Source organism: Intestinimonas sp. MSJ-38 (assembly GCF_018917925.1).
Taxonomy (GTDB): Bacteria; Bacillota; Clostridia; order Oscillospirales; family Butyricicoccaceae; genus Pseudobutyricicoccus.
In genome coordinates, this window is the sequence record NZ_JAHLPO010000016.1 from 19,112 (window position 1) to 31,464 (window position 12,353).

The window sequence follows — 12,353 nt, forward strand, 5'->3', positions numbered from 1 at the left end:
TGATAAAAGCCCGCTTCTGTCATGTGTAATTTGTTAAGAATTTGAAAAGTCTTTTTTGCCTCTTGTTTGGTGGATTTGCCTTGACGATGGCCGCTGGGGGGTGGTACCATATCTTTGTATATGGCTTTATCCCGTGAGCAGATCGGCCCGACCGCGCCGGGCCGCTGCCGAAAAAGGCGCGCGGAAAGAAAGAAGAGGAAAAAAATCATGCGAAAAACAAAAATTGTCTGTACCCTGGGCCCCGCCTGTGACGATCCGGCCATCCTGCGCCGGATGATGGAGGCGGGCATGAATGTGGCCCGATTCAATTTCTCCCACGGCACCCATGAAGAGCAGCAGGAACGGTTTGACCGCTTCGACGCCCTGCGCCGGGAGCTTTCCCTGCCGGTGGCCGCCCTTCTGGACACCAAAGGCCCGGAGATCCGCCTCAAGACATTTGCCAATAAAAAAGTGCAGCTGGAAAAAGGCCAACTGTTCACTCTGCGCCGCACCGACGAGCCCGGTGATGAAACGGGCTGCGGCATCTCCTATGAGCGCCTGTATGAAGATGTACAGCCCGGCTGCACCATTTTGCTGGACGACGGCCTGATCGGCCTGACGGTGGAAAAGGTGGAAAACACCGATATCGTCTGCCGGGTGCTCAACGGCGGCACGGTCTCCGACCGGAAAGGGGTCAACCTGCCTGGCGTGCGCTTTTCCATGCCCTATCTGTCCAAAAAGGACGAAGAAGACCTGCTCTTCGCCGTCAAGAACGATTATGACTATATCGCCGCTTCCTTTGTCCGCCGGGCCGATGACGTGATGCAGGTGCGCCGCATCCTCCGCCAGGCTGGAAGCGACATCCAGATCATCTCCAAAATTGAAAACGCCGAAGGCCTGGAGAACATCGACGAGATCCTGGCTGTGTCCGACGGCGTCATGGTGGCCCGGGGCGATATGGGGGTGGAAATTCCCTTTGACAAGCTGCCCCCCATCCAGAAGATGATGATCAAAAAGGCCAACAGCCAGGGAAAAATCGTCATCACCGCCACCCAGATGCTGGATTCCATGATGAAAAATCCCCGCCCCACCCGGGCAGAGGTTTCCGATGTGGCCAACGCTGTGTATGACGGTACCGGCGCCGTCATGCTCTCCGGCGAAACAGCGGCTGGCCTGTATCCGGTGGAGGCCGTGGAGGCCATGGCGGCCATCGCCCTTTCCACCGAAGAAAACATCAACTATCAGAACCGGCTGCGGGAAGAGGCCCCCTCGGCGGTACCCAGCGTCACCAGCTCCATTTCCTATGCCACCTGCACCACGGCCACCAGCCTGCATTGCGCTGCCATCATTCCGGTGTCCAAATCGGGACGCACCGCCCGGATGATCTCCCGGTTCCGTCCCCCGGTGCCCATCATCTGCTGTACCAACAGCGTGCGCAGCCAGCGGCGGCTCAGCCTGGTATGGGGTGTCTGCCCCCTGGTGGTTCCGGAAGCCGACAGCACCGACGCCCTCTTTGCCGGTGCAGTGGAAGCCGCCCAAAAGGCCGGCCTTGTGAAAAACGGCGACATGGTGGTGCTCACCGCCGGTCTGCCTCTGGGTGTCTCGGGCACCACCAACCTTTTGAAAGTGGAAGTCATCGGTGATCTGCTGCTTTCGGGCACCGGCGTCACCCGGAAATGCGTCACCGGCCCTGTGGTGGTGTGCAAAGATGCCCAGGAAGCGCTGAAAAGTGTCTCCAACGGTGACATCCTGGCCGTTCCCTATACCACCAACGAAATGATGCCCGCCATCCGCCGTCTCTCCGGTCTGATCACCGAGCAGGGAGGGCTGGATTCCCATGCCGCCACTTCGGCGCTGGCCCTGGACATCCCTGCCGTGGTGGGGGCTGTCAACGCCACCGCCCTTTTGAAGAGCGGCTCCTGCGTCACGCTGGATGCTGCCACCGGCACAGTGTGCGCTGCCACCAAAGAAGCATAACAAAACACAAAACCCAGGGCTTTGCCCTGGGTTTTGCCATTTAAATGATGGAGTTTTGAGAAACAGGCTCCCGTTCCTGTCTCGCTGCTGTGATTACAAGATACCACAGTTTATTCCATATGTCCAATCGTTTCTATTGATGAATCCCCGTTCTTTTATTCATAATCACCCAAGGAGGAATGGAGCATGACATCGTCTTACAAAGCGTTCGATCTGCTTTCTTTTCAGCTGGGCATGGCGGCGGCCTTCTGCGAAATGGTGCAGCAAGGAGTAAAAAAACTGGCCCTCTCCCCGCCCATTGATCAAAAGGACCTGCCCCAGCTGGAAAAGGCCCTTTATGAGGTGGCCGGGCACTATGGTGTGTCGGTGTGGATCGACTCCGCCTTTCTCCCCTCCCAACTGGCCCGGGAAGAGGATCTGGAAGGCAAAGCCGTGGCTCTCCTTTATCGTGATGAGCAGATGCTGACGGCCTACCGGCAGCTGAAAGAGCAGCGGCAGCAGCTGAAAGACCAGGGTCTTTCCCCTGCTGAGTGCGATGGGGCTATCACCCCGGCCCTGCAAAATCTTCTGGGATATCCCAGGTAAATTTCCCCAATCGGTTGAACCTTTTCCCCCAGGGGTGTATCATGGGAAATGGAATTTGTCCGCACACTGAATTTATAGGAGAGCTTTTATGAAACAGCTGGCCCAACTGATCTATCAGGATATGGCCCCGGCCTATGGCGTCACCGAACCGGGCGCCATTGCCTATGCCTGCGCTCTGGCCCGGGCCCAGGTGCCCCAGGTGGAAAAAATCTGGCTGGGAGTCAATTCCGGCATCTATAAAAACGCCTTCACCTGCGCCATTCCCGGCACAGAGGAAGAAGGCTGCGCCTGGGCGGCGGCCCTAGGAGCCTTGGGCGGCGATGCCGAAAAAGGTCTGGCCGCTTTGGAAAATCTGCCGGAGGGCGTCCATGCACAGGCCCAGGCCCTTTTGGAAAAAGGAGCCGTTACAGTGGAAATGTGCCGCCTGGCCCCGGAGATCTTCATCGAAGCCCGGGTGAAAGGAGGCGGCCACCAGGGCGTGGCCCGGTTGGAAAACACCCACACCGGCCTGACCTATCTGGAAAAGGACGGCGTGGTTCTAAAAAACGATCCTCCCTCTCCCCAGCAGCAGGATCCCTGCCAGGAGATCTGCGGTTATACCCTGCAGGAGCTGTGCCAGTATGTGCGCCAGGCTCCCATGGAAGAATTCCGCTTCCTGGAGGATGCCCTTGCCATGAATCAGGCCCTTTTACAGGCGGGAGAGCAGGAAAATAAGTTGCCTTTGACCCGGGTGCTGGCAGGAAATCGGGAGAGTATCCTGGATGAGATGACCTACCTGGCCTGCGGCGCCATCGAAGCCCGGGTGCGTGGAGCCTCGGCCCCAGCCATGAGCCTCACCGGCAGCGGCAGCCACGGCATTCTGGCCACCATGCCCCTGCTGGGCGCGGCCCAAAAAAGTGGGAAGAGCCGGGAAGAACTGCTGCGTGCTCTGGCTCTCAGCTGTCTTGTGACCATTTACATCAAAGAATATTCCGGCCGCCTGTCTGCCCTGTGCGGCTGTGCTTTGGCTGGTGGCACCGGTACGGCCTGCGGCCTGGTGTTGCTCTTCGGGGGAAGCGATGAGCAGATCGCCCTGGCGGTACAGAACATGGCCGCTTCCCTCACCGGCATGATCTGCCACGGCGGAAACCAGGGCTGTGCCCTCAAGGCCAGAGCCGGTGTACAGTGCGCCTGGGATATGAGCCGCCTGGCCCTCCAGTCCCTAGCCGTGGATAGCCGCCACAGCATCCTGGGCAGCACCCCGGAAAAAACCATGCAGAATATGGGGCGCATTGCCTGCCCCGGCATGACCCATACCGAAGAGACCATTCTGGAGATTCTTTTTGAAAAATAGAAAAGTGTATCCGCAAAAGGAGGAGATGTTATGAACGCATTTGAGGAAGCCCGTGCCATCGAACAGGAGATCATCGCCTGGCGGCGGCAGATCCACCAGCATCCGGAGATTGGGCAAAACCTGCCCCAGACCGCCGCTTTGGTGCGGCAGAAGCTGGATGAATGGGGCGTGGAATACCGGGAAGTGATCCCCAACGCCTTTATGGCCTATATCGGCAAAAAGGGCGGCCATAGCATATTGATGCGAGCTGACATGGACGCACTGCCCATGGAGGAAAAAACCGGCCTGCCCTTTGCCTCCCAGTGCCCCGGAGCCATGCACTCCTGCGGCCACGACACCCATACCGCAATGCTGCTGGGCGCGGCCAAAATTCTGAAAGAGCATGAAAGCGAACTACCCGGCCTTGCCATTCTCATGTTCCAGCCCGACGAAGAAGGGCTCACCGGCGCCCGGGATATGATCGCCGCCGGATGCCTGGAAGATCCCAAACCGGAGCGGGCCATCGCCATTCACATCGCCGCCGACCGTCTGCAAACCGGCCAGCTGGCCATCAAAAGCGGCAACTGCATGGCTTCCAGCGACGGCTTCCGGGTGACTCTCACCGGCAAGGGCGGTCACGGCGCTTCTCCCCAAGACAGCATCAGCCCCATCTATGCCGCCGTCAAACTCATCGGAGCCTTTGAGGATATCGCCCGCTATGAGATCGATCCCCAGAAGCCCACTGTGGTGAACATCTGCGCCCTCCACGCCGGTTCCACCTACAACATCATCCCCAATGAGTGCCAGGTGATGGGCACCATCCGCACCTTTGACGAAGAAGAGCGGACCTGGCTGCTGGACCGGCTCCAGAAGGCCATGCACCAGGTGGCTGAGCTCTATCGCTGCCAGGCCGAGTGGTACATCGGCCAAAGCGCTCCCAGCACCAAGAGCGACCCGGACTTCTGCCAGAAGCTCCAGGATCTGCTGACAAAGGATCTGCCGGAAATCGACCTGATTCCCCTCCAGACCGGCAAAGCCATGGGCAGCGAGGACTTTTCCTTTGTCACCCAGCGCATCCCCTCAGCCATGCTCTCCCTGGGCAGCACCAGCCCGGAAGGCCAGGCCTATCCCGGCCACCATCCCAAAGTGGTTTTTGACGAAAACTGCTTTGTCTATGGCACTGCCGCCTATGTGCAGATCGCCCTTTCTTACTTAAACAATGCGGAATAAAATAAGAAAATAATCCAAAAAGGAGTGTTACCTATGAGCCTTTTGCAGGAAGCCCAGGCCATGGAGCAAGAGATCATCGGCTGGCGCCGGTATTTCCATGAAAATCCCGAACTGGGGCTGGAGTTGCCCAAAACCGCTGCCAAAGTCCAGGAAGAACTGAAGAAAATGGGCGTCCGTTTCCGTCCCTGCGGCCAGAGCGGCGTGCTGGGTTATATCGGCAAAGAAGGAGGCAAAAGCATCCTTCTCCGGGGAGATATGGATGCTCTGCCCCTCACCGAGGACACTGGCCTGCCCTATGCCTCCCAGTGCCCGGGGAAAATGCACGCCTGTGGTCATGACACCCATGCCGCCATGCTGCTGGGTGCAGCCAAACTGCTGAAAGCCCATGAAGAGGAGCTCCAGGGCCTTGTGATCCTGATGTTCCAGCCGGGCGAGGAGACACTGTCCGGCGCCCGCTCCATGATCGAGGACGGCTGCCTGGAAAATCCCAAGCCCGATCACGCTGTGGCCATCCACATCGCCGGTGAGCCCTATCAGACCGGCCAGGTCAAGCTGAGCCGGGGCACCATTGCCGCTTCCAGCGACAATTATCGGATCATCCTCCACGGCAAGGGCGGCCATGGCGCTTCTCCCCAAAACAGCATCAACCCTATCTTTGCCGCCGCCAAGATCGTGGAGGCCTTCACCGACATCGGCCGCTACGAAGTGGACCCCCAGCAGCCCACCGTGGTCAACACCTGCTCCATTCATGCAGGCACCACCTATAATATCATTCCCAACGACTGCGAGATCCGAGGTACCGTGCGCACCTTCAACGAAGAAGTGCGGGCCAATCTGCTCAGCCGCATCCAGGAAACGGTGGAAAAAATCTGCTCCCTCTACCGGTGCACCTTTGAATTCTATAATGACTTCTCCACCCCCAGCAATTACAGCGAGGAAACCTTCTCCGATGAGCTGTATGCCATGTTGAAACGAGATCTGGAAGGGGTGGAAGTGCTGCCTCTGGACAGCAGCCGAATGATGGGCAGCGAGGACTTCGCCTATGTGTCCCAGAAGATCTCCTCCTGCTCCCTCAGCCTGGGGGCCTCCAATCCGGACATCCCCCACTTCCCCGCTCACCATCCCAAGGTGCAGTTTGACGAAAAAGCCTTTGCCTATGGGGCCGCCACCTATGCCCAGGCCGCCCTGTCTTATTTGAAATAACTCAGAAAGGAGAGTGAATCCACATGATGTACAAAGAGGCCAAAGAGATGAACGAACAGCTGCTGGCCTGGCGCCGGCAGATCCATCACCATCCCGAGCTGGGCTGCCGTCTGCCCCAGACCACGGCCCTGGTGGAAAAAGCCCTGGATGACATGGGCATCTCCTGGGAAGAGATCGGCCCCTGCGCCATTGTGGGCGTCATCGGCAAAAAAGAAGGGAAAAAGATCCTGCTCCGGGCCGATATGGACGCCCTGCCCATGGGCGAGGAGACCGGTCTGCCCTTTGCCTCGGAATGTGACGGGGTCATGCACTCCTGCGGCCACGACTGCCACACCTCCATGCTGCTCACCGCTGCCGCCCTGCTGAAAAAGCACGAAGAGGAACTGCAAGGCCAGGTGATCCTGATGTTCCAGCCCGACGAAGAGGGCACCGACGGCACCGGCGCCCGGATGATGGTGGAAAACGGCCTTCTGGACAAATACAAGCCCGATGTGGCTGTGATGGCCCACATGGCCTCCGACATTGTCAAGACCAACCAGATCATGCTGAAAAGCGGGCCTTGCAGCGCTTCCAGTGACCGGTTCGTGGTACATCTCCACGGCAAAGGTGGCCACGGCGCCCGGCCCCATCAGTCCATCAACCCCATCACCTGCGCCATCAAGATCGCTGAGGCCTTTGGGGACATCGGCCGGTATGAAGTGGATGTGCAGGAGCCTACCGCCCTGTCCATCTGCACCTTCCATTCCGGCACAGCCAGCAACATCATCCCTGAGGACTGCGAGTTCACCGGTACTCTGCGCACCTTCAACGACGAAGCCCGCCAGTTTACCCTGGACCGGATGCAGCAGGTGGCCCAGAGCATCGCCGATGCCTACCGCTGCCAGCTGACCTTTGACCGTCCCCGGGGCATTCCTCCCCTCATCAACGATCCGGAGTTCAGCCAGCAGCTGCACACCTGGCTTCAGGAGACCATCGGCCAGGAAGGCGTGGACATTCCTCCCATGTCCTATACCAAGAGCATGGGCAGCGAGGACTTTTCCTTCATCAGCTCCCGGGTGCCCTCCTGCTCCTTCTCTGTGGGCAGCACCAGCCACCAGGAGCAGGTCTATCCCCTGCACCATCCCAAGATCATCTTCGACGAAGACGGTCTGGCCGCCGGCGCTGCTGCCTATGCCCAGGCCGCTTACAGCTATCTGACAAAATAAGTTTTCCCCATATAAAAATCCCTGAGGCTCATTGCCCAATGTCACTTAGTTAGCAAGTAAGGAACCTCACAAAGACAGCACACAGCAAAGCGAAAGCAAGCTGTGTGCTGTCTTTTGCGACATTAGGGCATGACAACAAAGCGGATCGGAAAATCCGCTTTAAAAAGAATGTTCAAATCACAAGAATTATGCTACTCTATAGGTGAAGCTGGCAGAAGATTTCTGCGTAAGCTTACGAGTATCTTTTCGACCGGGGCGAATGGGCGAAATATATCTCATAAGCATGGCTTCAAGAATGGGTGGAGGGACATCTCCAAGGAAGAATTGTCTGCAAATATGTACTGCATCAGAGAAATTAACCTTATAGGTATGCGTTTTCTGTGCCTGCCGGATGACTACGGACTGTGTAATCAATTCGCAGAAGTTGTACATGGTGAGTTTGGCAAAAATCTCCTGGAGAACGAACTCCACCTTTTTTGCGTGTAAATGAAGAAGTCCCAGAGTGTGTTTTAAGTTGCTGTGCCGTCCTTGATTCTGATCAAGAAATTCCAGCCCTTCTCCTGAATGTGAGCAAGATTGTTATAGGATTCATAGCCTCTGTCCGCAAGGAGCAAAGCACTTTCAATAGCAGAGCGATCTACCATGGCAGTTAATGCAGCGGATTCGTCAGCCTTTCTGCTTTTCTGAACAAGGGCATCCACATAAATGTGCTGGTGCAAATCATACATAGCGTTGATATGCAGCAGGTTGTATGCTCTCTGCCCGTTTACCCCCGGATAGTAGGAATCCGGGTCTTTGGGATTGGCTGCGATCTGCAAATCGGAGCCGTCAACGGCAAGAAGACGGAGGCCTCTGTACAGCTTGTTTTCGTCGACACTTCTGGAGAAGTCATGGAATAGGGATTCAAACGCCTCTGGAAGGATTGTAGATCGTCGTTGGATAAAAGCAGAAGAAGTTCCCGCAGAGGGATCCAAGCCAAAGAAATCCATAATTTCGTGGTTAAGCGTTCCGCCTCTAAAGGCCAGGATGAAGGGAATCACTTTTTGAAAGGGAAACTTCCTGTTCCTGGTATTGTCTTTGCCGGGTCTTGCGGAAAAGAGCCATTTGTAGTCTGTCATAGCTTGAATTGCATCTTTCAGCGCTTTTTTTACGGTTTTTGGATTCATAAGTAAGCCTCCTCGTAGTTTGGCGTGTCGGGACACGCTTCTAACTACAAAGGCCATTTTGCTAACCGAAGTTAGCAAAATGGCCGCACGAAATGATGCTTTTGTCAAGCCCTGTTTTGAATTATTACGAAAAAAATCCTCCTACCCTCTCATTTCTGAGGGTAGGAGGATTTGTCAGCTTAACTTACTGACATCGGGCCATCTGGGACAGCCTTCTTTCCTTATTCCGTTACACTGAGCACTTCTTTGTATTTTTCCACCTGGCTGATCTTGATGTCGCTCACCTCATCCACTTCCTGGATCAGTTTATCGTCGATCACTCGTAACAGGTGGCCATTGAGATATTCGGTCTCCAGAATCTTTCCATTGACCGTAGCCTTACTGTAAGGCGTGAAGTTTTCACCCTCCAGATACCAGGTTTCTTCCAGCTTGATATAACCAGTGACCCGAATAGGCCGCACACCCATCTTCATATCGGTAGGCTCATAAGCCGGCTCGCCACCGGTGACATAATGCTCCCCATACAGCTGGTCATACTGCAGCTTCCGCAGGTCCAGCAGATAGGTGCTCTCATCCTTGCAGGTCTGATGATACCGGTTGAAGATGCCGTCGCTGATATTCATGCTGGCCAGCACCTTGGAAGTGAGCTGGTAGGCTTTGATCCCCTCGTCCTCTTTCTCCAGGCCGAAATTGTTCCAGATCAGGTATTCGGTCTTGTAAAGGTCATGGGTCAGCAGAGTATCCTCGTCCATCTGCAAAGCAGGCAAATGGTCGCCATACAGCACCAGAATGGTTTTCTCATCCCGATTTTCCAGCATTTCCACCAGCTCGCCGATGAATTCATCCATTTCATGGATCTGGTTGGCGTAGTATTCCATGGAATAGTGCTGCTCCTCATTGGGAATGCTCTCCACGGTGATGGCCGGGTCCTCCAATTCCGGAACAGTAGGGTATTTGCCGTGCCCCTGCACCGAAACCGTGTACACCAGGTCCGGCGTATCGGTGGAATCCAGCGCCGCTTCGATCTCTCCAGTGAGCACCTTGTCCTTACACCAGTTCTTGGGAGTCATGGATGTGTTGGACATATATTCCATAGAAGTAAAGGTATCAAATCCCAGGTTCTTATAGACCTTGTTCCGGCCATAAAAAACACCCCGGTGATTATGCACCGCATGGGTGCCATACCCCAGATCCTTCAGAATATAGGCCACACTTTCGGCGGTATTTTCCGTCAGAACAGTCTTATAGGGATATTCTCCAGGACCAAAGAACCGGGTGCTCATACCGGTGAGCACTTCAGTCTCGGTGTTGGCCGTGCCGGCCCCCACCACCGGTACTGTGAGAAAGCCTGTAGTGTACTCTTCCTGCAGTGCATGCCAGTTAGGCAGCGGGTCCTCATTGAACTCCAGCCCTTTGATCTGCTGAGGATCAAAAAAGGATTCCAGCTGCACATAGACCACATTCACATCAGTCATGGCTTCTCCCTGGGGGAGCGCTGCGGCATTGTCATCCATCTCGCTCATGATCCGGCCCATGTCCTCGGCGGAATAGTCCTTTGGGGTACGGATGCCCACATTGAGCCAGGTGTTGGCAAAGCAATAACCAAAGCCATAGTCTTCATAAGCATAGGCCAGATTGCTGAAGATGGTGGAAAGGCCGCCGCCTTCCAGCCCCTGCTTGATGGTCAGGCCCAAAGCACAGCTTGTCAGCACAGTGGCCGCCACGCCCACCAGCAAACGACGGGGAAGGGGGTCCTTGCTCTTGGGTCCTTTCAAAAAGAGCAGAACCGCAGCTGTAATCACCACAACAGCGGCCAGGACCAGCAGCACTATTTCAAACTTGGTGAAATAGGTGGGCAGGATCTCAAAGCCGGTGGCGAACACCGCCAGGTCCGCTGTGGTAAAGGGAGTCATGCGGTTGAGGATAATAATACCGTTGGCGATACCGCCAATGGCCCAGACGATGCCCACCATGCCCATATAGAATATGCGCCGTTTGAAAAACAGGGCGGGAACCAGCGTCACCAGAATGATCAAACAGTTGGCAAAAAACGCCAACGGGTGCTCGCCGATAAAGGACAGCAGCCCGCCCAATCCCTTGTGGTTGAGCAGTTCGATCAAAAGATTGAGTCCCAAGGCCAGCAGCAAGATCTGAACCGGTGCCCAACTGAGCACATTGCCGCCCTTACCCTTTTTTTCAGCAGCACGATCCTTTTCTTTGGATCGGGAGAACAGCGGCTTGGCCTTGTATTTCATCAGGGTCTCCATCAGGAATCTTCCCCTTTCTGTCTGGCCGGTCTTTGCCGGCGGTCGGGAGCCTGTATTTCCGGCAAATAGCCGGGCTTACGCATTGATATGACACATTATAATACAATCCTCCCGGAGATTCTACAAACAAATTGCAAACTTTTTTCTCGCTCTTTACCAAATTCTTGGGTCATCTCCACCAGAAAGATGGACAAACAAGGAGTTTTTTCCATATTTTTTGTTAAAAATTCATAAAATAGATTAAATTTCCATTTTTTCGAATCAGATCTTCCAGTTGCTCAAAAGGCAGCACCACGGTGGCTGTATTGACGCTGGGATGCATGGCCACCCGGCTGGCCTGGCGCAGGCTTTCGTCAAACACCACTTCCACCGTTCCCTGGCGATCGTGGAGGATACCCAGGGGGCCTACGGCCCCGGGCTTCTGCCCCAAGCGCTCTGCCAACAGTTCCTGGGGCGCAAACCCCAGATGGGTGGTTCCCAGGGCCTGGGCCAACCGGTGGAGATCGGCTTTCTTATGGGCTTCCACCATCACCAAAAACACCCGATCCCGTTTCCGGGTGGTGACAAACAAGTTTTTGCAGATCTTCGCGTCAAAACACAGATCTTTCTCTTCCCGCTGCAGCACATTGTCCAGCGCCTCGTGGTGATATTCCTCGAAGTCTACCCCTTTTTCTTTTAATGTATGGAGGATCTTCTCCATTTCTTCTTTCATCTCGTCCATGCTGTACCACCTTTTTTTCTTTGCTTCTTTGCAGTATAATGCAAATGATCTTTGCTGTCAAAAGGGGGCTTTTCTCATGGAACCCAAAGAGTATATGATGCAGGCCCTGGAACTGGCCCGGCAGGCTCTGGACACCGGGGATGTGCCGGTGGGATGCGTGGTAGTACAAGGTGACCAGGTGGTAGGCCGGGGCCGCAACCGGCGGGAAGAAAAGCAAAATGCCCTTCTCCATGCCGAGATCGAAGCCATCAATGAGGCCTGCCAGACTTTAGGCCGCTGGCGTCTTTCCGACTGCGCTTTGTATGTGACCCTGGAACCCTGTCCCATGTGCGCCGGGGCCATTTTGCAATCCCGCATCCCTCAGGTGTTTTTCGGGGCCCGGGACCCCAAAGGAGGAGCCATGGGAGGCGTGCTGGACCTGTTCTGGGAGGATTTCAACCACCGTCCCCAGGTGGTGGCCGGTGTGCTGGAGGCGGAATGCTCCTGCCTGTTGGAAGAATTTTTCCGCACACTGCGGGAAAGCCGATAAAAAAGCGGAGAGGACCACATCCTCTCCGCTTCAGACTGTCGAAAAACCTATATAACGAAAAGGGTCGTCCGCCCTACCCCTATAAATCCGCAAAAAGCCGCGACCTGTGCGTGGCTTTTTGCACTTCTCAAGGGGCAAGTGTGCGCCAAAGGCGTGCATACAGCCCCTTGCAAAAACTC

At 55.6% G+C, this 12,353-nt stretch carries 10 protein-coding genes; 7 read left to right on the plus strand and 3 right to left on the minus strand.

From position 1 onward, the window contains the following. Positions 1–207 precede the first annotated feature (207 nt). The 6 genes from pyk (at position 208) to KQI26_RS10540 (ending at position 7,491) form a co-directional block, all read left to right on the plus strand. Positions 208–1,956, plus strand: coding sequence for a pyruvate kinase (pyk, locus tag KQI26_RS10515; RefSeq protein ID WP_118428626.1), 1,749 nt, complete (start codon positions 208–210; stop codon positions 1,954–1,956). A 186-nt stretch (positions 1,957–2,142) separates the two neighbouring features. Further along, entirely contained in the window at positions 2,143–2,541 is a 399-nt protein-coding gene (locus KQI26_RS10520) for a hypothetical protein (RefSeq protein ID WP_216504378.1), read from the plus strand. A gap of 88 nt (positions 2,542–2,629) precedes the next feature. After that, complete coding sequence (locus KQI26_RS10525; protein ID WP_216504379.1) at positions 2,630–3,874, plus strand: serine dehydratase subunit alpha family protein; 1,245 nt, start codon at positions 2,630–2,632, stop codon at positions 3,872–3,874. Between the two features lie 30 nt (positions 3,875–3,904). Continuing rightward, positions 3,905–5,083 (plus strand): M20 family metallopeptidase, encoded by a 1,179-nt coding sequence (locus KQI26_RS10530; RefSeq protein ID WP_216504380.1) that lies wholly within the window; start codon positions 3,905–3,907, stop codon positions 5,081–5,083. Between the two features lie 33 nt (positions 5,084–5,116). Further along, entirely contained in the window at positions 5,117–6,286 is a 1,170-nt protein-coding gene (locus KQI26_RS10535) for a M20 family metallopeptidase (protein ID WP_216504381.1), read from the plus strand. Positions 6,287–6,309: 23 nt separating this feature from the next. Beyond that, positions 6,310–7,491 carry a M20 family metallopeptidase gene (locus KQI26_RS10540; protein ID WP_216504382.1) on the plus strand — a complete coding sequence of 394 codons (1,182 nt, stop codon included), beginning with the start codon at positions 6,310–6,312 and terminating at the stop codon, positions 7,489–7,491. 509 nt (positions 7,492–8,000) lie between these two features. On the opposite strand, the gene KQI26_RS10545 is transcribed toward KQI26_RS10540, so the two are convergent. From KQI26_RS10545 to KQI26_RS10555, 3 genes are all read right to left on the minus strand, one after another. Further along, the gene (locus tag KQI26_RS10545) at positions 8,001–8,657 is read right to left on the minus strand and encodes a transposase (RefSeq protein ID WP_216504383.1); all 657 of its coding nucleotides are present in this window, start codon (positions 8,655–8,657) and stop codon (positions 8,001–8,003) included. Between the two features lie 221 nt (positions 8,658–8,878). Next, positions 8,879–10,924 carry an LTA synthase family protein gene (locus tag KQI26_RS10550; protein WP_216504384.1) on the minus strand — a complete coding sequence of 682 codons (2,046 nt, stop codon included), beginning with the start codon at positions 10,922–10,924 and terminating at the stop codon, positions 8,879–8,881. A gap of 220 nt (positions 10,925–11,144) precedes the next feature. Further along, positions 11,145–11,645, minus strand: coding sequence for a YbaK/EbsC family protein (locus KQI26_RS10555; RefSeq protein WP_216504385.1), 501 nt, complete (start codon positions 11,643–11,645; stop codon positions 11,145–11,147). A gap of 76 nt (positions 11,646–11,721) precedes the next feature. Between KQI26_RS10555 and KQI26_RS10560 the strand changes: the two genes are divergently transcribed. Continuing rightward, the gene (locus KQI26_RS10560; RefSeq protein ID WP_216504386.1) at positions 11,722–12,174 is read left to right on the plus strand and encodes a nucleoside deaminase; all 453 of its coding nucleotides are present in this window, start codon (positions 11,722–11,724) and stop codon (positions 12,172–12,174) included. Positions 12,175–12,353: the final 179 nt, after the last annotated feature.